General features: G+C 73.2%; 21 protein-coding genes. 8 read left to right on the top strand and 13 right to left on the bottom strand.

Translation table 11 applies throughout. The annotated features are described in order from the left end of the window. The first annotated feature begins 1 nt into the window (after nucleotide 1). The 5 genes from flgK (at nucleotide 2) to NBH00_RS00135 (ending at nucleotide 3,944) form a co-directional block, all read left to right on the top strand. Nucleotides 2–1,312: a flagellar hook-associated protein FlgK gene (gene flgK, locus NBH00_RS00155; RefSeq protein ID WP_254571337.1), complete on the top strand. Its 1,311-nt coding sequence runs from the start codon at nucleotides 2–4 to the stop codon at nucleotides 1,310–1,312. 2 nt (nucleotides 1,313–1,314) lie between these two features. Beyond that, nucleotides 1,315–2,208: a flagellar hook-associated protein FlgL gene (flgL, locus tag NBH00_RS00150; protein WP_254571336.1), complete on the top strand. Its 894-nt coding sequence runs from the start codon at nucleotides 1,315–1,317 to the stop codon at nucleotides 2,206–2,208. A gap of 50 nt (nucleotides 2,209–2,258) precedes the next feature. Continuing rightward, entirely contained in the window at nucleotides 2,259–2,717 is a 459-nt protein-coding gene (gene fliW, locus NBH00_RS00145; RefSeq protein WP_254571335.1) for a flagellar assembly protein FliW, read from the top strand. 23 nt (nucleotides 2,718–2,740) lie between these two features. Beyond that, a complete protein-coding gene (csrA, locus tag NBH00_RS25170) occupies nucleotides 2,741–3,004 on the top strand; it encodes a carbon storage regulator CsrA (RefSeq protein ID WP_302182674.1) in 264 nt (87 codons plus the stop codon). A 127-nt stretch (nucleotides 3,005–3,131) separates the two neighbouring features. Then, nucleotides 3,132–3,944 (top strand): flagellin N-terminal helical domain-containing protein, encoded by an 813-nt coding sequence (locus NBH00_RS00135; protein ID WP_254571334.1) that lies wholly within the window; start codon nucleotides 3,132–3,134, stop codon nucleotides 3,942–3,944. Nucleotides 3,945–4,015: 71 nt separating this feature from the next. Here NBH00_RS00135 and NBH00_RS00130 read toward each other — a convergent pair whose 3' ends face one another. Further along, nucleotides 4,016–4,396: a hypothetical protein gene (locus NBH00_RS00130; protein ID WP_254571333.1), complete on the bottom strand. Its 381-nt coding sequence runs from the start codon at nucleotides 4,394–4,396 to the stop codon at nucleotides 4,016–4,018. Between the two features lie 67 nt (nucleotides 4,397–4,463). Between NBH00_RS00130 and NBH00_RS00125 the strand changes: the two genes are divergently transcribed. Further along, nucleotides 4,464–5,570 (top strand): SGNH/GDSL hydrolase family protein, encoded by a 1,107-nt coding sequence (locus NBH00_RS00125; protein ID WP_254571332.1) that lies wholly within the window; start codon nucleotides 4,464–4,466, stop codon nucleotides 5,568–5,570. An 18-nt stretch (nucleotides 5,571–5,588) separates the two neighbouring features. Here the strand turns inward: NBH00_RS00125 and NBH00_RS00120 are convergent, their stop codons facing one another. After that, nucleotides 5,589–6,245: a TetR/AcrR family transcriptional regulator gene (locus NBH00_RS00120; RefSeq protein WP_254571331.1), complete on the bottom strand. Its 657-nt coding sequence runs from the start codon at nucleotides 6,243–6,245 to the stop codon at nucleotides 5,589–5,591. 135 nt (nucleotides 6,246–6,380) lie between these two features. On the opposite strand from NBH00_RS00120, the gene NBH00_RS00115 reads away from it, so the two are divergent. Beyond that, nucleotides 6,381–7,844 (top strand): MFS transporter, encoded by a 1,464-nt coding sequence (locus NBH00_RS00115; protein WP_254571330.1) that lies wholly within the window; start codon nucleotides 6,381–6,383, stop codon nucleotides 7,842–7,844. Nucleotides 7,845–8,042: 198 nt separating this feature from the next. Then, entirely contained in the window at nucleotides 8,043–9,578 is a 1,536-nt protein-coding gene (locus NBH00_RS00110) for a protein kinase domain-containing protein (protein WP_254571329.1), read from the top strand. Here NBH00_RS00110 and NBH00_RS00105 read toward each other — a convergent pair. From NBH00_RS00105 to NBH00_RS00055, 11 genes are all read right to left on the bottom strand, one after another. After that, nucleotides 9,541–10,419 carry a cupredoxin domain-containing protein gene (locus tag NBH00_RS00105; protein WP_254571328.1) on the bottom strand — a complete coding sequence of 293 codons (879 nt, stop codon included), beginning with the start codon at nucleotides 10,417–10,419 and terminating at the stop codon, nucleotides 9,541–9,543. The two genes, NBH00_RS00110 and NBH00_RS00105, sit on opposite strands and share 38 nt — an antisense overlap. Next, complete coding sequence (locus NBH00_RS00100) at nucleotides 10,416–11,336, bottom strand: multicopper oxidase domain-containing protein (RefSeq protein ID WP_254571327.1); 921 nt, start codon at nucleotides 11,334–11,336, stop codon at nucleotides 10,416–10,418. The genes NBH00_RS00105 and NBH00_RS00100 overlap by 4 nt, the downstream gene beginning before the upstream one ends. Then, the gene (locus tag NBH00_RS00095; RefSeq protein ID WP_254573760.1) at nucleotides 11,333–12,340 is read right to left on the bottom strand and encodes a cupredoxin domain-containing protein; all 1,008 of its coding nucleotides are present in this window, start codon (nucleotides 12,338–12,340) and stop codon (nucleotides 11,333–11,335) included. The genes NBH00_RS00100 and NBH00_RS00095 overlap by 4 nt, the downstream gene beginning before the upstream one ends. A gap of 233 nt (nucleotides 12,341–12,573) precedes the next feature. Further along, nucleotides 12,574–13,548, bottom strand: a complete 975-nt coding sequence (locus NBH00_RS00090; RefSeq protein ID WP_254571326.1) for a D-alanine--D-alanine ligase family protein — start codon at nucleotides 13,546–13,548, stop codon at nucleotides 12,574–12,576. Then, a complete protein-coding gene (gene pknB / locus NBH00_RS00085) occupies nucleotides 13,545–15,515 on the bottom strand; it encodes a Stk1 family PASTA domain-containing Ser/Thr kinase (RefSeq protein ID WP_254571325.1) in 1,971 nt (656 codons plus the stop codon). Before pknB ends, NBH00_RS00090 begins: the two co-directional genes overlap by 4 nt. A 6-nt stretch (nucleotides 15,516–15,521) precedes the next feature. Beyond that, nucleotides 15,522–16,985 (bottom strand): peptidoglycan D,D-transpeptidase FtsI family protein, encoded by a 1,464-nt coding sequence (locus tag NBH00_RS00080; protein WP_254571324.1) that lies wholly within the window; start codon nucleotides 16,983–16,985, stop codon nucleotides 15,522–15,524. Beyond that, nucleotides 16,982–18,331 (bottom strand): FtsW/RodA/SpoVE family cell cycle protein, encoded by a 1,350-nt coding sequence (locus tag NBH00_RS00075; RefSeq protein ID WP_254571323.1) that lies wholly within the window; start codon nucleotides 18,329–18,331, stop codon nucleotides 16,982–16,984. Before NBH00_RS00075 ends, NBH00_RS00080 begins: the two co-directional genes overlap by 4 nt. A 79-nt stretch (nucleotides 18,332–18,410) precedes the next feature. Beyond that, nucleotides 18,411–19,736: a Stp1/IreP family PP2C-type Ser/Thr phosphatase gene (locus NBH00_RS00070; protein ID WP_254571322.1), complete on the bottom strand. Its 1,326-nt coding sequence runs from the start codon at nucleotides 19,734–19,736 to the stop codon at nucleotides 18,411–18,413. A 2-nt stretch (nucleotides 19,737–19,738) separates the two neighbouring features. Further along, the gene (locus NBH00_RS00065; protein ID WP_254571321.1) at nucleotides 19,739–20,251 is read right to left on the bottom strand and encodes an FHA domain-containing protein; all 513 of its coding nucleotides are present in this window, start codon (nucleotides 20,249–20,251) and stop codon (nucleotides 19,739–19,741) included. After that, a complete protein-coding gene (locus NBH00_RS00060; protein ID WP_254571320.1) occupies nucleotides 20,248–21,072 on the bottom strand; it encodes an FHA domain-containing protein in 825 nt (274 codons plus the stop codon). Before NBH00_RS00060 ends, NBH00_RS00065 begins: the two co-directional genes overlap by 4 nt. A gap of 122 nt (nucleotides 21,073–21,194) precedes the next feature. Beyond that, nucleotides 21,195–23,156, bottom strand: coding sequence for a serine/threonine-protein kinase (locus tag NBH00_RS00055; RefSeq protein WP_254571319.1), 1,962 nt, complete (start codon nucleotides 23,154–23,156; stop codon nucleotides 21,195–21,197). Nucleotides 23,157–23,216 lie beyond the last annotated feature (60 nt).

Below are 23,216 nucleotides of genomic sequence, written 5' to 3'. Positions count from 1 at the left end.
GATGACGATCTCGGCCTTCAGCGGACTGCAGACCTCCCTCCGCGCCCTCCAGGCGCAGCAGGCGGCGCTCGACACGACCGCGCACAACATCGCGAACGTCAACACCGTCGGCTACACGCGCCAGCGCGTGGACCTCTCGGCGGCGACGCCGTACACGATCCCCGCGGGCGTCACGTCGATGGGCGGCGGCGTCCAGCTCGGCCAGGGTGTCGACCTGCAGGGCATCACCCGCCTGCGCGAGGCGTTCGGCGACCTGCAGTACCGCGCCCAGCAGATGCTCTCCGGCCAGGCCTCGACGCAGACCCAGGCGCTCGGCCAGGCGCAGGACCTCGCCGGCGAGCCGTCGGACACCGGGATCAACGCGCTGCTCTCCAAGTACTACGCCTCGTGGCAGGACGTCGCCGACCACCCCGAGTCGACGTCCGCGAAGGCCTCGCTCGTCGGCAACGCGCAGTCGCTCGCGACCGCGATCAACCAGCTCGACACGGGCCTGGCCCAGATCCAGACGACGGCGACGAGCGAGTACACCCAGCAGGTCGGCCCGCAGGGCCCGGTCCAGTCCGCGGCCGCCGAGATCTCCCAGCTCAACGCGTCGATCAAGAACGCGGTCGCCGGCGGCCAGTCCCCGAACGACCTGCTCGACCGGCGCGACGTCCTCCTGGACCAGCTCTCGAAGCTCGGCCAGGTGTCGACGACCGACCTCGGCAACGGGTCGATCAGCGTCCAGTTCGGAGACGCCGCCTCCCCGCTCGTCAACGACACCACCGTCACCTGGCCGCAGACGCTCACCGCCGCGGCCGGCGGGTCGCTCGGCGCGCTCATCGACCTCGGCAGCCCGGCCGGCACCATCGGCGCCTTCCGGAGCGACCTCGACACGGTCGCGAGCGCGCTGACGACGAGCACGAACGCGGTCCAGCCGAGCGCCTTCTGGTCCGGCACGACGGCCGCGACGCTCGCCGTCGTCGGGACCTCCGCGACCGTCGCCGCCGGCTCGACCGGCGCCGCGGGCGCGAACGACCTCGCCCTGCAGCTCGCCGGCCAGCGCGGCGGGGCCGCCCAGACCGCCTACGCCGGCCTCATCCGCGACATGGGCGCCGGGGCCGCGGACGCGCAGCGCCGGTCCGACACGGCGAGCGCCCTCTCCGACGCGGCCGACCAGCGCCGCCAGGCGGTCGGTGGCGTGAGCCTCGACGAGGAGCTCACCGACATGCTCAAGTTCCAGCGCGGCTACCAGGCCGCGTCGCGCGCGCTCTCGACGATGGACCAGATGCTCGACACGCTCATCAACCGCACCGGGAAGGTCGGGCTGTAGCGATGCGCATCACCACCCAGGCGATGACCTCGCGGATCCTCGCGGACCTCCAGGCCTCGCAGACGCGGCTCGCGACCCTCCAGTCGCAGGTGTCGACCGGCCGCCGGATCTCCCAGGCGAGCGACGACCCGCTCGGCACCGCGGACGCCCTGCGCCAGCGTGCGGACATGGCCGGCATCGCCCGCGACCAGCAGTCCGTCTCCGACGCCGGGAACTGGGTCTCCGCGACCGACTCCGCGCTCTCCCAGGTGACCGACGTCATGCACCGGGTGAAGGAGCTCACCGTGCAGGGCGCCAACGGCGCCACGACGACGGCCGGCCGCGCCGCGATCGCCGCCGAGATCGGCCAGCTCATCGAGTCGGTGAAGAGCTCCGCGAACGCGAAGGTCGGCGACTCCTACATCTTCGGGGGCACCGCGACGACGGCCCCGCCCTACACGGCGGGTGCGAGCGACGCCTACGCCGGCGACAACGGCACGATCGCCCGCTCGATCGGGCCCGGCGTCTCGGTGCCGGTGAACACGACCGGCGCGCAGGTCTTCGGCAGCGGCGGCGGGGACGGCAAGCTCCTCGACACGCTCCGGAACATCCAGGCGCACCTGAGCGCGAACAACGTGAACGCCCTCGGCACGACCGACCTGCAGGCCCTCGACGCGAACCTCGACGCGGTGACCTCCGTGCAGGCCGGCGTCGGCGCCACGCAGAACCGGCTCGACGCCGCGGCCTCCCGGCTCACCGATGCCGCGACGACGGTCGCGAAGGCGAACGACTCCACCGAGTCGGCCGACCTCGCCGCGTCGCTCATGCACCTCTCCGCCCAGTCGACCGCCTACCAGGCGGCGCTCAAGAGCGCCTCGTCGATCATGCAGCCGTCCCTGCTGGACTTCCTGCACTAGCGGCCGATCACCCCGTACGAACGACCCCCGACAGAAGGACCCACCATCCCATGTCCGTGACCCTGCACAGCACCCGCTTCGGGCGCCTGGAGATCCCCGAGGAGGCCGTCCTCGAGTTCCCGACGGGACTCATCGGTCTCGCGGGCTCCCACTACGCGCTGCTCGCCCGCGACGACGACGCGACCTTCGTCTGGCTGCACTCGATGGACGACCCGGAGCTGGCGATCCCCGTCACGAACCCGTGGCGCTTCTTCTCGGCCTACGAGGTGGAGCTCTCCGACGAGGAGGCCGCGCGCATCGGCATCGACGACGCGACCGCCACCTCCGTGTACGTCACCGTCCGCGCCGCCGAATCCCTCGAGGACTTCTGCGCGAACCTCGCCGCCCCGATCCTCATCGCGGACGGGCGTGGCCACCAGGTCATCAACCAGGCGCCGGACGCTCCGGTCCGCGCTCCGCTGTTCACCGACGTCGCCACTTCGGGCGCCGCCGGCGTCGCAGCAGCCTGACTTCCGGTCGGTACGCTCGCCCCATGCTCATCATCACCCGCCGCGTCGGAGAGAAGCTGATGATCGGTGACGACATCGTCGTCGAGATCATCGAGGTGAGCGGATCGAGTGTCCGCATCGGCATCGAGGCGCCGAAGGCCGTCCCGGTCTACCGCGAGGAGATCTACAGCGCGGTCAAGGCCGAGAACGCCGCCGCCGCGAAGGCCGACCCGGGCCAGCTCCCCGAGGAGCTCACCACCACGCCGTCGCAGGAAGCCGCCCCGCCCGGCGGTCAGAAGCACCCGTAGCACCGCACCACCACGGCCGTACCGGCGCAGCCGGTCCGGCCGACGGGACCCGATCCGTCCCACGTCAACCTCTCCCGCCCGTCACCAGCGTCGGCGCGGGGCATCCACGGAAGGAGCTGGAGACACGATGTCACTCAGCATTCAGAACAACCTGCTCGCGATGCAGGCCCACCAGGCGGTCAACAAGTCCGCCGGCGACCTCTCCAAGTCGATGCAGAAGCTCTCCACGGGCTACCGCATCAACAGCGCGGCCGACGACGCAGCCGGCCTCAGCATCTCCGAGAAGATGCGCGGCCAGATCCGCGGTCTCGCGCAGGCACAGCGCAACATCCAGGACGGGCAGTCCCTCGCCCAGACGGCGGAAGGCAGCCTGGACGAGGTGCACTCGATGCTCCAGCGCGTCCGTGAGCTCGCCGTGCAGTTCAAGAACGGCTCCGTGAGCACCGCCAACCAGGGCGCGATCCAGAGCGAGGTCAACCAGCTGGCCTCCGAGATCGAGCGCATCGGCACCTCCTCGCAGTTCAACGGCATCAAGCTCCTCGACGGCTCGACCGGCTCGGTGACCTTCCAGGTCGGCGCGAACGACGGCGAGACGATCTCGCTCGCGACGATCAGCCTGGGCTCCGTCATCGGCACCGCGGCGTTCTCGCTCACGGCGGGCAGCAACACCGACCTCGCCGAGATCGACTCGGCGATCGACGCCATCTCGTCCGCCCGGGCCGACTTCGGCGCGGCGCAGAACCGCCTCGATCACACGCTGACCGTCACCGCGACGGCCCAGCAGAACCTCACCGCCGCCGAGTCGCGCATCCGCGACGTCGACATGGCCGAGGAGATGACGAAGCTCACGAAGAACCAGATCCTGCAGCAGGCCGGCACGGCGATGCTCGCCCAGGCCAACCAGGCGCCGAACTCGGTGCTCTCGCTGCTCCGCGGCTGACGGCCGGCCCTCCGGGCCGCAGCGCCCGACCGCGAGGACGTCGCCCGGCGTCCTCGCCGGGCGACGGGCGCTCAGGTGTCCTGGGTGTAGGTGTGCCGCACGCGCGCCGCGCCGCGGCGGCACGTCACGACCGCGTCGAACTGGATAGCGATCCCCTGACGGGTCTCGCGGCAGGCGAAGCCGAGCACCTTCGCCGGGCAGCGGCCGGCGACGCCGCCGTGGGCGACGCGGCACCGGTAGTACGCGCGGACGAGCTGCCGGGCGAACGTGCACGTCCGGTCGTGGACCTTCAGCGACGTGACGTACGTCGGGCCGAGGTGGCGCGACGCCTGCGCCCCCAGCGTGCACGCGCGCAGCGGCCCGGCCGTCGCGCCGGAGGCGGCCGCGCCGGCCAGGACGGCCATTGCCGTCAGCACGAAGACCACGGCACACAGGCGGAACGCGAGCTTCATGGGCCGGGACCCTACCCCGCCCGGGACCGGGTGGCGGTGCGCGGTGCGCCGCCCTACGATCCGCGCCGTGGCCCGTCCCCGTCCGACCGCAGTGGCCACCGCGCGCCGGCTCCTCGCCGCCGTGCTCGTCCTCCTCGCGGCCGGTCCCGTCGCGTCCGCCCACGCCGGCTGCGGCGGGGTCCAGACCGCCCGTCCCGCCCACCGCCCGGCGGCGCCGCTGGCCGTCGGCGACTCGACGATGCTGCTCGCGCTGCCCTCGCTCGCCCGGGCGGGCTTCGCCGTCAACGCCCACGGGTGCCGGCAGTTCCCCGAGGCCCTCGCGCTCCTGCGGCACCTGCGCGACCACCACGGGCTGCCGCCGATGGTCGTCGTCGCCCTCGGCGCCGACGGCTCGGTGACGAAGGCGGACATCCGCGCCGCGCTCGCGATCGTCGGCCACACCCGCCGGCTCGTCCTCGTCACGCCGATCGAGCTCGGCGGCGGCTCCGGGCAGGACGCGGCGACCGTCCGCGACGCCGGCGCCCGCGCGGACGGCCGGGTGACGGTGCTCGACTGGGTGCGCTACAGCGCCGGCCACGCCGACTGGTTCCAGCCCGACGGCGTGCACCTGACGTTCGGCGGCGCCGCCGCCTTCGCCCGCTTCCTCCGCCGGGCGCTGCTGCTCGCGCCCCTGCCGCCCCCCTTCAGCGGGATCGTGACCCTGGCGGGAGCCGGGCCGGGCCCCGCCGCCCGGCTGCCCTTCGCGCTGCGGCTCACGCTCCCGCGCGGGTGGCGGGTGACGGGCCGGACCGCGCTGCACCGGCTGCCCGTCGTGCGGCTGCGCGCGGGCGGCCGCTGTCCGGCGGCGCTCACGGTGTCCGCCGGCGGTGACCGGTCGCCGGCGCGGATCGGCGTCCGCGAGCACCTGCGGCCGCTCCTCCCGCCCGCCGGTCCCGGCCTGACCCTCGGGCAGCACGCCGCCGGCGACCGCGCGTGGGCCTCGTGGGCCGCGCCCGCGGACGCGACACCCGTCCGCGGGCTGTGGACCCAGGCCCTCGGCGACCCCTTCCCCCGCAACCCGGACGCCGGCGAGCGGGCCTTCCTCGACGTCCGCGTCAACGCCCGGCCGCTGGCCGCCGGGGGCGCCGCCTGCACGCGCGCGCACGTGGCGGCCCTCCTCGGCGCCCTGCGCTGAGACGGGGCGGCGGCGCGCTCAGCGCCGCGGCGGCCGCCAGCCGGCCATCGCGCGGTCCAGGCCCTCGTCCTCCAGCGCCGGCTGCGGCAGCGGGGTCGGCGCGGTCCGCTGCGGGCGCAGCCCGTCGAGGACGAGGCCGAGGTAGCGGCGCCACAGCTCCGGGTTGGCCTCGCGGCTCGCCTCGGCGACGGCCCCGAGCATCATGGTGATGAGCGGCAGGTCGGCATAGGTGACGTCCGCGCGGATCGTCCCGCTCGCCTTCGCGCGCTCGACGATCTCGGCCACGAGCGGCGCGATCTGGGCGCGGACCGAGGCGACGCGCGACTGGCCGCGGGCGGTGTTGAGCAGGAGCTCCTTCAGGCCCTGATCCTCGGCCTGCATCCCGACCGCGCCCTCGAGGAAGGTGACGAGCGCCTCCCACGGGTCCTCGGTCGCCCGGGCGGTCTCGGCCATCGCGGCGAAGTCCCCCACGCGCTGCTCGAAGAGCGCGTCGATGAGCGCCTCCTTGTCCGGGAAGCGCCGGTAGACCGTCCCGACGCCGACCTCCGCCTCGCGGGCGATGTCGTCGAGCGAGACCTCCAGGCCGCGGGCGGCGAAGACCGTCCGCGCGGCCTCGAGGATCCGCAGGCGGTTGCGTTCGGCGTCGCGCCGGAGGGGGCGTGTGACGGATGGCACAGAGCACACGCTAGCAAGAAGTGGAGACATCCTCTCCGCTTGTTGCTACGCTCCGCGCACACCGAAGCGGAGACTTACTCTCCACATTGAGGCCACCCCTCCACTTCCACCGCAACCCCCATCACCGAGGCTCTCGTGCACCCCGATCACCCCAACCCCCACCACGCGCGCCGCTGGGCGATCCTCGGGATCCTCGGCCTCGCGCAGCTCATGGTCGTGCTCGACGCGACGATCGTGAACATCGCGCTCCCGTCCGCGCAGCAGGCCCTCCACTTCTCGAACGACAACCGTCAGTGGATCGTCACCGCCTACGCCCTCGCCTTCGGCAGCCTCCTGCTGCTCGGCGGCCGCATCGGCGACCTCTTCGGCCGCAAGACGACGTTCATCGTCGGCCTCATCGGCTTCGCCGTCGCCTCCGCCGCCGGTGGCGCCGCCCAGTCCTTCGGCGTCCTCGTCGCCGCACGCACGCTCCAGGGCGCCTTCGGCGCGCTGCTCGCCCCCGCCGCCCTCTCGCTGCTCACGACGACCTTCACCGACGAGAAGGAGCGCAACACCGCCTTCGGCGTCTTCGGCGTGATCGCCGGCAGCGGCGCCGCGGTCGGCCTGCTCCTCGGCGGCGTGCTCACCGAGTACCTCTCCTGGCGCTGGTGCCTCTACGTGAACCTCGCCTTCGCCGCCGCCGCAACCGCGGGCGCCGTGACCCTGCTCCACAACCAGGTGCCCGCGGACAAGCCGCGCCTGGACCTCCCCGGCACCCTCACCGCGTCCGCCGGCCTCTTCGGCCTCGCGTACGGCTTCTCCCACGCGGAGACCGCCGGCTGGGGCGCGCCCCTGACGATCGGCACGCTCGCCGCGGCGGCGGTCCTGCTCACGGCGTTCGTCGCCCTCCAGCGCCGGGTCGCCCACCCGCTCCTGCCCCTGCGCATCGTCCTGGACCGCACCCGCGGCGGGGCGTTCCTCGCGCTGGCCCTCGCCGGCGCCGGGATCTTCGGCGTCTTCCTGTTCCTGACGTACTTCCTCCAGCAGAACCTCGGCCTCTCGCCGCTGCAGACCGGCCTCGCCTTCCTTCCCATGACGGCGACGATCATGCTGACGGCGACCGTCGCGACGACCCGCCTCGTGCCGCACTACGGCCCCCGCCCGATGATCGTCGCGGGCATGGCCCTCGGCGCCGCGGGCATGGTCTACCTCGCGCAGCTCGAGGTCGGCTCGCACTACGCCGGCGGCGTCCTCCCGGCCCTGCTCATCATGGGCCCCGGCCTCGGGCTCATCTTCGCCACGGCGATCAACAGCGCGACCGCGGGCGTCGACCCGCGCGACGCCGGCGTCGGCTCGGCGATGGTCAACACGATGCAGCAGGTCGGTGGCTCGGTCGGCACCGCCCTCCTCAGCACGCTCGCCGCGAGCGCCTCCGCCGGCTACCTCGACGGCCGCGCCCCCACCCCCGCGGTGCTCGCGCAGGCGTCGATCGAGAGCTACACGACCGTGTTCTGGGTCGCCGCGGGCATCCTCGCCCTCGGGCTGGTCGTCTGCGGGCTGCTCCTCCCGGCGCGCCCCGTCGAGCGCGCCGTCGGCGTCGCGCCGTCCCTCGCCCACTGACCCCTCCCCGCCGAGACCCGATACGCGTCCACCTGCTGGACGCTCGTCGGGTCTCGCGGTGTTTTCCGGGTCGATCGGCGTGGAATCTCGCCTGCAGGGCGTACCGTGACGTAGGGAGCGCCCGTCCTGCGTCGAAGTCGGGGAGGATCCGCCCCGACTCGCCCCCCCGATGACCGGCCAACCCGCAGAATACGAATGGTGACCGCCGCCGTCGGCACCCTCCTCTCCGGCCGCTACCGCCTGGACGCCAAGATCGGCACGGGCGGCATGTCGACGGTCTATCGCGCCTTCGACACGACCCTCGAGCGCCAGGTCGCGATCAAGGTCATGCACAACCACATCGCGGGGGACGCCGACCAGCTCGAGCGCTTCCGCCGCGAGGCGCGCGCCGTCGCGCAGCTGAGCCACCCCCACGTCGTCGGCGTGATCGACGCCGGGGAGGACGGCGGGACGCAGTACATCGTCTTCGAGTACGTCGAGGGCGAGACGCTGAAGGACCGCATCCGCCGGCTCGGGAAGCTCCCCGTGAGCGAGGCGGTGGCCTACGCCATCGAGATCGCCCGCGCGCTCGGCGCCGCCCACGAGCAGGGCATCGTCCACCGGGACGTCAAGCCGCAGAACGTCCTCATCGACGGCGAGGGCTCGGCGAAGGTCACCGACTTCGGCATCGCCCGCACCCGTGACCAGGCCGGCCTGACGATGGACGGCCGCGTCCTCGGCACGACCGACTACGTCTCGCCCGAGCAGGCCCTCGGCCACGCCGTCACCGGCCAGAGCGACCTCTACTCGCTCGGCATCGTCCTTTTCGAGATGCTCACCGGGGACGTCCCCTTCAAGGGCGAGGGCCAGGTCGCCGTCGCGATGAAGCACGTCCGCGAGGACCTTCCCGACGTCCAGATCCGCCGCCCCGAGGTCTCCAGCGCGCTCGCCGCCGTCGTCGACAAGGCGACCGAGAAGGACCTCGACCGCCGCTACGCCGACGACCGCGAGCTCGCCGCGGACCTCGAGGAGGTCCTCTCGATCGAGTTCGCCCGCTCGGGGCAGATCACCGGCGAGGCGACCGTCGTCTTCAAGTCCCTCCCCGCCAAGACGCGCCGCCGCGTCCCGGCGAGCGTCGCGCACCCGACGCGGATCTTCGCCGTCCTCGCGCTCGCCGCCGCCGTCGCGGTCGTTCTCGTCCTCGCGCTGAAGGACAACACCTCACGCGGGACCCGGAACGCCGCCGACCCGCCCGCCCGCAGCGAGCCGGGCATCAAGGGCGTGTCGTTCTCCCAGGATGCGGCGCACGACTACGACCCCAGCGGCGACCAGCAGGAGCACCCGGCCGACGTGCGCAACGTCGTCGACGGTGACCCGAACACCGCGTGGACGACCGAGAGCTACCGCGGCGGCACCCTCAGCGGCAAGCCGGGCGTCGGCATCTACGTCGACGCGCACCCCTCGGCGAACGGCGTGAAGCTCCAGATCGACTCCCCCACCCCGGGGTGGCGCGGGACGATCTACGGCGCGACGAAGGGGCCGCCGAAGGCGATCACCGACCCGGGCTGGAAGGCGATCGGCGACATCGGTCGCGCCGACCGGAAGACGACGGTCGACCTCGACGGCACGCCCTTCCGCTACTACCTCATCTGGATCCAGTCCCTGCCGCCCGGCAAGGAGAGCGTCGCGATCTCCGAGGTGCGGCTCTACCAGCGCGTCATGCGCCCGGTCGCCCGACCGTCCTCGGCGGGCTGACCGCCAGCGGCGTCGCGCCGTCCCTCAGGGTGAGGACCATCCGCGCCCGCGCCCGCGGCCGGCGCGGGAGCCGCACCACCGCATGACCGCGGCGGTCCAGACGCAGCGTCCGGACCGGCCACCAGCCGAAGTGCTCGCGCAGGTCGAGCTGCAGGACGACGGTGCCGCCGGGCGCCGCCGGGGTGACGGTGGCGGTGAGCACGTCCGCGCGGGCGGTCCGCCGGACCGTGAACGCGATGCGGTGGTCGAGGACCTGCAGCCCGACGGGCGGGCTCGTCGCGCCGGCGGCGACCGCGCGCAGCTGCCCGGACGTCACCGGCCTCACCGTCGTCGCGAAGCTGCCGTCGAGCCCGACGCTCGTCGCCGCGACCGGCACGAAGCCGGCCCCGGTGTCCGCCTCGATCGCGACGTCGGTCCCGGCCGGCAGCGCCGAGCGCCCGGTGACGGGATAGGGCCGGTTCGGCGCCCCCTCCTGCCGGGGCGCGTCGAGGATGACCTCGTGGACGCCGACGACGCCCGTCATGCCGGCGTGGAACACGCAGTGGTAGGCGACCTCGCCCTCGGCGGCGAAGACGCGCGTGAAGTGGTCGGCGCCGAACAGCGCGCCGGAGTCGAAGCTCGCGTCGTCCGCGGTGACCGAGTGCTTGCGGACGCTGTCGTTCGTCCAGGTGACCGGCTCGCCGACGAGCACGTCGACGCGCGCCGGACCGTACGTCACGTAGCCGATCGACACCGCCGGCCCGGCCGGGGGCATGTGGTGCTCCTGCGCCCGCGCCGCGACGGGCGCGAGGCCCGCCGCGCCGGCCAGCACGGCCGCCGCGAGCCGCCGGCGGCGCCTCACCGGGGCGCCACCCGGTAGATCCCGATCATGCCGGCCATCATGTGCGCCTCGACGTGGCAGTGGTAGAGCCACGTGCCGGGGGCGTCCTCCTTCCAGCGGATGCGGAAGGACTCGGCCGGGCCGACGGTCTGCGTGTCCTTGTTGATGCCGCGGTCCCTCCAGCGGTGGCCGTGCACGTGGAAGGTGTGGTGCTCGGAGCCCATGCCCATGACGTCCCACTGGACCTCGTCCCCCACCCGCGCGTGGAAGACCGGCGTGTTGCCGACGAACGCCCGGCCGTCGATCGACTGGAACTGCCCGTACGGCGCGAAGACGACGGCGAACTCGCGGTCGGGCGCCGGCTGCCCCTTGTCCCGGATCGAGAGCATCCCGTACATCCCGCCGGCGATCGACATGTCCATCGACGGCGAGTGGTCGTGGTAGGGCCAGACCCCGGACGAGTCGGGCCCGGCCGTGAGCCGGTACGTCCACACCTGGCCAAACTTCACGTCGGCGTCGCGGCCGGAGAAGCCGGGGAGGTAGGCGCCGTCGGAGCTCGGCTTGTAGCTCACCCCGTGGAAGTGCATCGAGTGCGGCTGCATCGGGTCGAGGTTCTTGAAGTGGACCTCGATGCGGTCCCCGACCTCCGCGCGCAGCAGCGGTCCGGGGATGAGGTTCTGGTTGCCCGAGAACGGCGTGTTCACGAGCGGGCGCCGCCAGTGCGGGGAGTAGCGCCGGTAGACCGTCGTCGGGAAGACCGTCTGCGACGGGTCGTACGTCGTGTTCTCGATCGCGTCCCGCTGGTTCGGGATCGCGTTCCAGGTCACCGGCGTGGCGGCGACCCAGAACTCGCGGGTCGCCGCCGAGGCCGCCGGGGCGGTGGCGAGTGCCACCGCCCCGAGCAGGCCGCCGGCGACGAGCGCGAGGCGTCGCCTCACCCGACGACGACCTGCCCGTGCATGAACGTGTGGATCAGGCAGTGGAATGTGTACGTGCCCGCCGTGGAGAACGTCACCGTCGAGCTCTGGGCCGGCGGGCTGGCGGCGACGGCGTCCATGACACCGCTGCTCCAGAAGCCGTTGCCGTGGAGCGTCGGCGAGAGCGACGCGGTCGTGCCGGGCGCCTCGCTCGAGTACGTCGCCTGACCCGGGATCACCGGGGCGTTGAAGCCCGCGGCCAGGTCACCGAGGTAGGACTTCACCTTCTGGTCGTTCGGGTCGCCGGGCCCGGTCGAGGCCGTGTGGTCCTCGCGGGCGTTCACCGGCATCGTGAACGTCACCGTCGTGCCGGGCTTCACCGACAGCGTGCCGGGCAGGAACGTGTAGAGCGTCACGCCGCCCTTCTCGGGTCCGACGAGGACGGTGTTCGCCGGGACCGGGGTCTTCGGGAGCGCCGCGGCGATCGCCTTGGCGGCCTTCACCTGCGCATTGACGAGCAGCCCGATGGCCTTGGCGGTCGGGACCTTCTTCGCCTTGGCCACGACGGACACGGTGCCCTTCATCCCGTGGTGCACGTTGCAGTAGTACGTGTAGACACCGGCCTTGGTGAACTTCACGCTCATCGGCTTCGGCTTGTTGACCAAGGGCAGGCCGCTCCGGACCCCGTTGGCGCTCGGGACGGTGAAGCTCTTGCCGAAGCCGCTCGTCACAAGTGGCGGGGCGAACCCGAGCTGCGGCAGGCCGTTGAACCAGAACGGGTTACCGGCCGCGTCGTTGGCCCCGGAGACCGTCCCGGCGGGCGCCAGCAGCCCGGTGGGCGCCTTGCCCGCCGCAGGGAACTCGGCGGAGTGGAAGCCGACCGGCGTGAACTTCACCGTGTCGCCGACGTGCACCTTGATCGCGGTCGGGAAGAACTGGTTGGCGTCTGCGCCGGCCTTCTGGAGCGCCTTCTGCGCGCTTGGGGGCGTCCCCATGAAGACGGTCTGGGTGGCGGCGTGTGCCATGGCGGGCACGCCGAGGAAAGCCACAGCGGTGGCTGCGACCGTGAGTTTGCGATGCATTGGTGATCCCCCGATCCCGGTGCGAACTATTGATCTGACAATTGGGTTATTCGGGCCATCCCTAGCCGTAAGGGAAGAAGCTATGGGTCTTCCGGGCGCGTTGCAACCATGTTTGCGTCTGCGTGGTGACGGATGTGACGAATCTCATCCCGTGCCGATGTCTGGCGCGGACCCGCTCAGTGGCGCACGGCGCGCTCGCTGCGGTACCGGGCCACCCCGATCTCGCACAGGCGCGTGAGCAGATCGGGGTACGCCAGGCCCGACGCGGCCCAGAGCTTGCCGTAGACGCTCGTCTCGGTCTGGCCCGGCATCGTGTTCAGCTCGTTGAGGAGGACGTCCTCGCCGCTGACGAAGAAGTCGGCCCGCGCGAGGCCGCTGCAGCCCGCCGCCGTGAACGCGTGCGCCGCCAGCGCCTTCACCCGCGCCGCGGCCGTGGGCGAGATGCGAGCGGGGACGACGAGCTCCATGCCGCCCGGCGTGTACTTCGCCTCGTAGTCGTACCACTCGCCCTCGATGACGATCTCGCCCGCCACCGACACCTCGGGCGCCTCGGTCGGCCCGAGGACCGAGCACTCCACCTCGAGCGCCCCCTCGGGCGCGCTCGCCTCGACGATGACCCGGCCGTCGTGCGCGAAGGCGACGTCGAGCGCCGCCTCGAGCTCGTCGGCGGCCTTGACCTTCACGATCCCGACGGACGACCCGAGCCGCGCGGGCTTGACCCAGCACGGCAGGCCGAGCCCGGACACGTCGACCTCGTCGCGCGCGTGGACGAGCGCGACCGCGTAGGCGACCTGGGCGAGGCCGGCGCGCTCCATGAGGTCCTTGAAGACGAGCTTGTCCATGCAGGCCGCGCTCGCGAGGACGCCGGAGCCGACGTAGGCGACGTCGAGCACCTCGAGCAGGCCCTGGACCGTGCCGTCCTCGCCGAACGGCCCGTGGAGGGCGGGGAAGACGACGTCCGCGCCGAGCAGCCCGCCGGCCGCGCGCAGCGCGACCTCGGTCCCCTCGTGCCACCACGTGCCGTCGCGGCGCAGCTCGACGTCGAGCACGTCGTGCCCCGCCGCCGCGAGCCCGCCGCGAACCGCGGCCGCGCTCGCGAGCGAGACGTCGTGCTCCGAGGAGCGCCCGCCGCCGAGGACCGCGACCCTCACGGCGTCGTGCCCGGGGTCGTCGGCGTCGTGCCGGTCGTCGTCGTGGTCGTCGTCGGCGTCGTGCCGGTCGTCCCGGGCTCCGGGTTGAGGTCCGGGTTGAACGACCCGATCGTGATCGTCACGGTCTGGCCCGGCTTCAGCGTCTTCGGGGCGGCCGGATCCTGCTTGAGCACCGTCCCGTCCTGGTCGGGCGTCGCGACGTCCTGCTGCTTCTGGACGACCTTGAAGCCCGCCCCCGACAGCTCGGTGACGGCGTCGCTCGCGGTCTTGCCCGTGACGTCGGGGACGGCGGTCGCGTCGGGCTTCTTCGCGACGGTGATGGTGACGACCGTCCCCTTCGCGACCATCGTGCCCGCGGCCTGATCCTGTGCGAGCACCGTCCCGGGATCCTTGTCGGTCGAGTCCTGCTCGGTGACCTTGAGCTTCAGCCCGGCGTCGTCCGCCGCCGCCTGGGCCTCGTCGAGCGTGGAGCCGGTGAGCTGCGGCACCGCGACCTTCGACGGCCCGAGCGACACGACCGAGATGACGGTCTGCCCGCGGTCGAACTGCGAGTTGACCGGCGGGCTCGTCGAGATGACGTGGTCCTTCTTCACCGTGTCGTCGTTCTGCTCGCGCTCGGTGACCTTGAAGCCGGCGGCCCGCAGCGCCTTGTACGCCGCGCGCCGGCCCTTGCCGGTGACGTCGGGGATGATCCCCTGGCCCGGGCCGTCGCTGACGGTGAGCGTCACGGTGGTGCCCTTCTTCACCTTCGCGCCCGCGCCGGGGGACTGCCCGAGGACCGTCCCCTTCGGTTGGTCGTCGGTCTTCGTCACCGTGTCGGTCGAGAAGCCCTGGTCGCGGAGCTTGATCTCGGCGGTCGCCTGGTCGGCGCCGACGACCGCCGGGACCGTGACCTTCTTGCCCCCGGCGAGGAGGAGGACGGCGCCGACGACGAGGCCGACGACGACGAGTGCCGCGAGGAGGCCGACCCACCAGCGGCCCTCGCGGTCCTCGGGCGGCAGCGGCTCGCGGACGACCGCGGGCGGCGGCTCGGTCGGCACGCCGTACATTGCGGCGAGCTCGTAGCTCGACGTGCTGCCGTACGTGTCGGGGGCCGGGGGGACGTACGCCGTCGCCATCGTCGCCGGCGCGGCCGGGAGCCCGTGGCGGGCGGCCTCGAGCTCGGCGATGAAGGCCTCCGCGTCCTGGGGGCGGTCGGCGGGGTCCTTCGCGAGGGCGCGCAGGACGACGCGCTCGAGCGCCGGCGTCACCGCCGGGTTGCGCTGGGAGGGCGGGACCGGCGCGGCGCTCACCTGCTTCAGGGCGATCGAGACCGCGCTGTCGCCGTCGAAGGGGACGCTGCCGGTGAGCAGCTCGTAGAGCATGATCCCGACGGAGTAGAGGTCGCTGCGGGCGTCGACCGGCTCGCCCTGAGCCTGCTCGGGCGAGAGGTACTGGGCGGTCCCCATGATCGACCCGGTCTGCGTCATGTCGCTCGCCCCCGCGAGCGCGATGCCGAAGTCGGTGACCTTCGCGCGGTCCTCGGCGTCGACGATGACGTTGTGGGGCTTGAGGTCGCGGTGGATGATGCCGCGCTTGTGGGCGAAGCGGGCGGCCTTAAGGACCTGCTCGACGAGGTCGACGGCGCGGGCGGGCGGCAGCGGGCCGCCATCGCGGACGATGTCCTTGAGGGTCTGGCCCTCGAGGTACTCCATCGCGATGTACTGCGTCCCGTCCTCCTCGCCGCGGTCGTACACGCCGACGACGTTCGGGTGCTGCAGGCCGGCGGCGGACGACGCCTCGCGGCGGAAGCGCTCGACGAACTCGCCGTCCTCGGCGAACCGCCGGTAGAGCATCTTCAGCGCGACCTTGCGGCCGAGCTGGAGGTCCTCCGCGCAGTAGACGTCGGCCATCCCGCCCGAGCCGAGCCGGTTGAGGATGCGGTAGCGGCCGTCGATGATCGTGCCTTCCACAGGGCGACCGGTCATGGAGCGTCAGTTCTTCTTCTCGTTGAGCAGGGTCTGGATGAGCTGCTTGGCGATCGGCGCCACGACGTCGCCGCCGAAGCCGACGACGTTGTTCACCGTGACCGCGACCGCGATGCGCGGGTTGTCCGCCGGCGCGAAGGCGATGAACCACAGCTTGTTCTTGGTGCCGGCACCGACGGTCGTCTCCGCCGTGCCGGTCTTGCCCGCGACCGCGACGCCGGGGATCTGCGCCTGAGTGCCGGTGCCGCGCTCGACGACGGCCCGCATCGCCGTCGTCACCGCGGCGGCGGTCCGCTCGGACATGACCTTCGACTGGACCTCGGGGTCGATCGTCCTCGTCGTGCGCCCGTCGCGGTCGACGAGGCGGTCGCCGAGGTGGGGCTTCATGAGCGTGCCCCGGTTCGCGACGGCCGCCGCGACCTGGGCCATCTGCAGGGCGGGGACCTGCAGGCCGTCCTGGCCGATGCCGAGGCGCCCGATGTCGACCTTGTCGCTCGTCGGCTTGACGAGCTTGCCGCCGATGTAGACGCCGGGCACCGACATCGCGTCCTTCGGGTAGTCGAGCTGCGGCTTCTTGTCGAAGCCGAAGCGCTCCATGTACTCGCGCATCGTCTTCTTGCCGACCTTCTCGGCGACCTGCGCGAAGACGGTGTTCACGGACTTCGCGAGCGCGGTGACGAGGTCGATCGAGCCGAAGCTCTCGTCGAAGTCGTTGCGCAGCGGGACGCCGGAGATCTTCACGTTGTTCTGGCCGTCGACCGGGGTGTTGATGTCGAACTTCCCCGAGTCCAGCGCCGCGGTGAGCGTCACGACCTTCATCGTCGACCCCGGCGCGTAGCCGAACTGCAGCGCGCGGTTGACGAGCGGCTTGCGGAGGTTGTCGGTGTTGAGCTTCGCCAGCGCCCCCTTCTGGCGGACCGCGTTCGGGTCGTAGCCGGGGACCGACGCCATGACCCGCACGTCGCCGTTGCGCGGGTCGAGCGCGACGGCGGCCCCGCCGTCGACCGGGGAGGCGGCCGCGATGAGCTGCTCGGCCTGGCGCTGCGCGGCCGGGTCGAGCGTCGTCTGCAGGTTGTCGCCGCCCTGGTCCTTGCCGGTCAGGCCGCCGAGGAGGGAGTCGACGTCGCTGATCTTCCCGGCGAGGTCCTCGTTGTAGCTCGCCTCCAGGCCCGACTGCCCGAGGTTCGTGTACGAGTAGCCCACCGGGTGCCCGAAGAGGCTGCCGAGCGGGTAGCGCCGCGAGTAGATGCCCTCGCTGTTCTTCACCGAGCGGGCGATGACCTGACCGTCGGCCGCGCGGATGACGCCGCGCCGGACCTTCAGCCCGCGCAGCAACGCGCGCTGGTTCTGCCCGGGGTGGTCGTGGTTGAGCGAGCTGGCGTCGACGACCGTCCACCACGACGTCCCGCCGACGAGCACGGCGAACATGAGCATGACGACGACGAAGACGCGGCCGATCGGCTTGTTCACGCCTCCCTCCTCGCCCGGTTGGAGACGAGCAGCAGCAACGCGAGGAGCACGAAGTTCGCGAGCACCGACGAGCCGCCGTACGAGACGAAGGGCAGCGTGACGCCGGTGAGCGGGATGACCTTCGTGACGCCGCCGACGATGACGAAGACCTGGAGCGCGAAGACGGTCGTCAGGCCCGCGGCGAGGAGCTTGGAGAACGAGTCGCGGGCGAGCATCGCGATCTTGAAGCCGCGCTGGCAGACCAGCAGGTAGACGCAGAGCAGGCCGCAGGCGCCGATGAGCCCGAGCTCGTTGACGATGACCGCGTAGATGAAGTCGGTGTGCGGCGCCGGCAGCAGGGTGCAGAGCTGGGCGGTCGGGCCGCACTGGCCCTTAGGCAGCTCGAGCACGGCGCCGCCGAAGCCCTTGCCGAAGATCCCGCCGTCGGCCTGGGCGAAGAGCCCCTGCGCGAGCTGATAGCTGCCGCCGACCCCGTTGGACGGGCGGAAGTTCGACTCGAGGAACGGGTGGTGCCACGCCTCGACGCGGTCGGCGATGTGGCCGATGTGGCCCGCGACGAGATCGGCGCCGCCGATGAACAGCAGCAGGCCGATGACGACGAACGACAGCCGGTCGGTCGCGATGTAGACCATCGCGAGGAAGCCGCCGAAGAACATGACCGACGAGCCGATGTCGCGGATGAAGAAGAGCAGCAGCATCGCCGTACCCCAGACGAGCAGCAGCGGCCCGAAGTGCTTCAGCGGCGGGATCGTGACGCCCAGGACGCGGCGGGCGCCGAGCACGAGGACCTGCCGCGTGTCGCGCAGGTAGCTCGCGAGGAAGACGACGATCGCGATCTTCGCGAACTCCGCCGGCTGGATCGAGATCGAGCCGACCTGGATCGCGAGGTAGGCGCCGTTCGTCGGCGTGAAGAGGCGCGGCAGCAGCAGCAGGCCGATCCCGGCGAGGGCGATCGTGTACCGGTAACGCTCGAGCCGGCCGTGGTCGCGGAGGATGACGATCGTCGCCGCCATCGCGCCGACGCCGATGACGAACCACGTCGCCTGCTGCCGCGCGAGGTCCGCGTCGATGCGGTAGATCTCGACGAGCCCGAAGGACGCGAGCAGCGCGACGAGCGGGAAGAGGTACGGGTCGGCGTCCGGCAGCGCCACGCGCAGGACGAGGTGCGCGCCGACGCAGACGCCGAGGAAGATCCCGCCGTAGGTCAGCGAGACGTCGGAGACCTGGTTCGTCCCGTGCAGGCCGCCGAGCAGGTCGCCGCGCGAGAGGAAGATGGCGGCGAAGCCGGCGCTGAGCAGCAGCGCGGCGGGGATCAACGCGAAGAGCTCGCGGGTGCGCGCGCTCACGACGTCACAGCTCGCCGAGGTTCCCGCGAACCAGCCCCCGGGCGGGTTCGCGCCAGGCCGTGCGAGCGCGCAGCGCGGGTCATTGCCCGCCCTGTTGCCCGACCAGCTTGCCCTGCTCGATCTGCTTGACGAGGTCGGCGGCGTCGTCGCGCGAGCGGAGCTTGTGCGCGGTGACCGTGTCCTGCACCTTCGCGGTGAGCGCGCTCGCGGGGACGCCGGAGGTGTAGTTCACGCTGTAGAGCGAGACACCCGCCGGCAGGTCGTACGGCATCCCGCGGTAGAGGGTGACGAAGCCGTCGTCGTCCGTGCCGACGAAGTAGACGGACTGGCTCGCGACCCATGCCCCGCCGACGATCGGCACGCCGATCGCGAGCAGGACGACGAGGACACGCAGGGCCTTGCGGCCCCGGCGGCGGCGCTTCGGCGGCGGCCCGGTGGGGGTCCGCGGGATGCGCCGCGCGGGTGCCTCGGCGACGGCCCCGCCGGTCCGGCGGCCGCCCGTCGCGGCGGGTCCCTCGGATGTGCGCGCGCCGGAGGCGGCGAGGGCCGCGCGGACCTCCTCGCTGCGCGGCGCGGTCGCGCCGACCATCGTGCGGTCGTCGTCGGTCGCCGGCGCCGTGCCCGGCCCGCCGGCGGCCGCGGTCGTCGCTGACCCAGGCCCGCCCGCCCCGCCCGCGGCGCCGATCTCCTCGATGCGGAAGAGGATGACCGTGATGTTGTCGCGGCCGCCCGCGGCGTTCGCGGCGTCGATGAGCGTGCGGCCGGCCTCGCGGAGCGTCGCGGAGCCCTCGATGAGCTCGGCGAGCCGGTGCTCGTCGCGGACCATCGACGTCAGCCCGTCCGAGCAGATGAGGTACACGTCCCCCGCGCGCACGCGATGGGTGAAGTGGTCGACGAGGACGTGCTGCTCGGGGCCGAGCGCGCGCGTGATGATCGACCGCTGCGGGTGCTCCTCGGCCTCCTCGGGCGTCAGCCGGCCCTCCTGCACGAGCTCCTCGACGAGCGAGTGGTCCCGCGTGAGCCGCTCGATGACGCCGTCGCGCAGGCGGTACAGGCGCGAGTCGCCGACGTGGGCGATCGACAGCTCGTCCTCGTCGAGGTAGGCCGACGTGAGCGTCGTGCCCATCCCGGCACGCTCCTCGTCGCTGCGCGAGAGCTCGTGGATGCGGGCGTTCGCGTCCTGGACGAGGGACGCGAGCCGCTCCTCGACCGAGCCCTCGCCGTCGGGCACGCCATGCTCGAAGACGGAGACGGCGATGCCGCTGGCGATCTCGCCCGCCTGCGCGCCGCCCATGCCGTCGGCGACCGCGAACAGCGGGCGCCGCGCGAAGTGCGAGTCCTCGTTCCCCCGGCGCTGGCGGCCCTGGTCGGTGTCCGCGTAGAAGTCCTTGGCGATGCCCAGCATGGTCAGTCGACGGCGTCCAGGTAGGTGAACTCGCTGTCGCCGATGCGCACGCGGTCGCCGGGGTGCAGCGGCTGCGGGCCGCCGACGAGTTCCTCGTTGAGGTAGGTGCCGTTCGTGGATCCCAGGTCCTCAAGGATGACGACACCGCCCTGCCGCGTGAGCCGGGCGTGCCGCGAGGAGGCGAACGGGTCCTCGAGGCGGATCTCCGCCTGGTCGCCGCGGCCGAGGATCGCGCCGGGCCCGACCTCGTACTCCATGCCCGGGGTGTGGCCGGGCGCGCGCTCGACGACGAGGCGCGGGTCGAGCCGGTCGAGGGCCGCGGCGTTGCCGCCCGCCGCCGCGTGGATCGACGTCCCCTCGTCGCCGACGGGGCTGCCACCGCCCGGCGTCCAGCTCTGCCCCTGCCCGCCGCGACGCAGGTCCTTCATCGCGCTGCGCGAGACCCACAGCAGGAAGATGTAGAGCACGGCGAGGAAGCCGTACTTCAGCGCGACACTGATGGGATCGAGGATCACTTCTCGACCTCGAAGCCGATCGGGACGGTGCCGAGCTCGATGCGCTCGCCGTCGCCCATCGACGTCGGCCCGGTGATGCGACGGCCGCCGACGCGGACGCCGTTCGTCGAGCCGAGGTCGGCGATCGTCCACTCGCCGGCGTTCTGGTCCCAGCGGATCTCCGCGTGGCGGCGGCTGACGTTCGCGTCCGCGAGGACGATGTCGCAGTCGCGGCTGCGGCCGACGACGGCCCCGCCGGACGGCACGAGCATCCGCTTGCCCTCGGCGACGACGAAGGCCCGGCGGCGGCGCACGGGCAGCGCGGCGGCGGACGCGCGCTCCTCGGCGAGCGTCTCCTGCACGCGCGCGGCGCTCGAGTAGACCATCGTGTGGCCGTGGTCGCCCTGCTCGACCGCGGGGTCCTGGCGGCCGCCGCGCCCGCTCGGTGCGGCGGGCGCCTCGGGCTCGGACGCCGGGCGGACGAGCCGCGCCTGGATGCCGAACTCGCCGAGCTGCAGCGCCTCGTCGGTGCGGAACTGGATCTTCGGGGTCGACACGAGCGAGACCCGCTCGCGGCGGGCGTGCTCGAGGAGGTAGGCGGACAGCTCCCCGGCGACCTCGTCCTCGACCCCCTCGTAGCGGGTGCGGTCCTGCGGCGAGAGCCAGACGACGTACTCGTTCGGGACGTAGGTGCGGGAGACGGACACGGTGCGGTGCTCGTCCATCTCCTTCGCGAGCTTGCGCGCGAGCTCGACGGGACGGACCTCCGTCTTGAAGACACGGCCGAACGTGCCCTCGACGAGGCCGGCGATCCTGCTCTCGAGGTTGCGCAGCACGCTCATGTACGGGTCGGGACGCCCAAGGCGCCGGGTCCATCGTAGTTCTTCCACGTTCGACGGACAGCCACGGTGGCCTGCCCGCAACGTACCCGGAAGCCGAACGGGTTATCCGCCCGGACCCCGCCCTACCCGCGGCCGGGCGGCCGCCAGGCGGTGCCGGGGCGTTCGCGGGCCGGGCCGCGGGCTGCGCGCGCGCCCACCGCGAGGCCCCCGGCGAGCACCGCCCCGAGGACCGCACCCCGCACGTCGGGCGGCCCGCCGTCCCCCGGGAGGGCGCGGGCGACGGCCTGCGTCGCCGCGGCGAGGCCGGCCGCCCACGCGGTCGCGAGGGCGATGTCGAGCGCCCCGTGCCGGCCCCGGATGAGGAACGGGAGCACGGCGGCGGCGAGCGCCCACACCGCGGCGATCCCCACGGCACCACTCGTCAGCAGCGGGGCGAGGACGTGCAGGAACGCCTCCTGGGCCGACCCGGTCCAGCGGAGCGGATCCCGGACGCCGGGCACCGGGCCGAGGAGCAGCGTCGTCCCCGTCAGGGCCTGGACGAGCAGGAGCCACCAGCAGCCGAGCGCCCCGAGCACGAGGCGGTGGGTGACGCGCCGCGCCTGCCCGGCGATCGCGGGCCAGGCGAGGGCGAGCGAGAGGACGCCGAGCAGCGGCGCGAGCGCCGGGGCGCTCATCCACCCCGGGCGGGCGCGCCACAGGGCGATGACCGCCGGGAGGCCCGCGGCGAGGACGAGCAGGGCGAGCCCGCTGTCGCCCGCGCGGGCGCCGGCGCGGTTGACGACCACGCCGTGCCCGAGGCCGACGCCGGGCGCCACGCCCTCGGGGGCGAGGAGGAGCCACAGCGCGAGCCCGAGGACGGTGAGCAGCGCGCCGAGCCGCGGCACGACCGCGACGACGGCGGCGACCGCCACCGCGGCGGCGGGCGTGGCGAACGGCGGCGGCGGGCCGAGCGTCGCGAGGGCGACGGCGGTGAGGCCGCCGGCGCCGACCGCGGCGACGGCGCGCCCGGACGGCGGGACCGGGCGCCACGCCCACGGGCCGTCGGGCGCGGCGTCCCCCCACCCGTCCTGAACGCGACCGGCGTGCGTGTCCTCCGCCGCCCAGCCGCGCGCCGCCTGCGCGTCGGGCGCCGCGACCAGGCGCGTGGCACGCCGCGTCGCCCGCCGGGTGATGCGGGTGACGGGCTCGAGCGTCGAGCCCTCGACCGTCCCGGGCTCGTCGCCGACGTCGCCGGCGTGGCCTCGGAGCCCGGCGCGCAGGTCGGTGAGCTTCCCGCGGCGGCCGGGGTCCGGGTCGACGGCCTGGTCGATCGCCGCGCAGAGCTCGCGCGGGAGGTCACGCCGCAGCCGCTCGAGCCGGGGCAGCCGCTCGCCGACGTTGCGCGCCGTCGCCGCCGGGGTACGCCCCCGCACCGGATTGACCCCGCTCAGCGCCTCGTAGACGACGAGGGCGAGCGCGTAGAGGTCGGACTGCGCCGTCACCTCGTGGCCCTCGGCCTGCTCGGGCGCCATGTAGGCGATCGTCCCGACGACGTCGCCGGTGCGGGTGAGGACGTCCTCGTCGAGGAGCATCGCGATGCCGAAGTCGGTGAGCTTCGCGACCCCGCCGCCGGACTGCTGGGTGTCGGGGACGATGATGTTCTGCGGCTTGACGTCCCGGTGGATGACCCCTCGCCCGTGGGCGTGGGCGAGCGCGTCGCAGAGCGCGGCCCCGATCTGCAGCACGTCGCGATCGGAGAGCGCGCCCTCCTCGAGCAGCGCCGCGAGCGTGCTCCCGACGACGAGCTCGGAGACGAGGTAGACGGCCTCCTCGTCGCGGCCGGTCTCGTACAGGGACACGATCGCCGGGTGGGCGAGCCGCGCCGCCGCCTTCGCCTCGCGCGCCGCGCGCCGGGCGACCGCCTCGTCCCCGGTGGCGATCCGCTTGACGGCCACGGGCCGGTCGAGCTTCTCGTCGTGCGCGAGCCACACGACGCCCATCCCTCCGGCCCCGATCCGGCGGACCCGACGGTAGCGGCCGAGCACGAGCTCACCGCCGCCGGCGGAGGGCGGATGCGTCTGACCGGTGGGGGACGCCTGCTGCACGCGACTTCCCTTTTCGGGGGGCCGGGGTTCGCGCCTGCCGCAGGTGGGAAGGAAAACGCC

It is taken from the genome of Paraconexibacter antarcticus, from assembly GCF_024220175.1.
Taxonomy (GTDB): domain Bacteria; phylum Actinomycetota; class Thermoleophilia; order Solirubrobacterales; family Solirubrobacteraceae; genus Paraconexibacter; species Paraconexibacter antarcticus.
The sequence above is the reverse complement of the archived record's forward strand: the minus strand, read 5'-3'. Positions and strand labels throughout refer to the sequence as shown.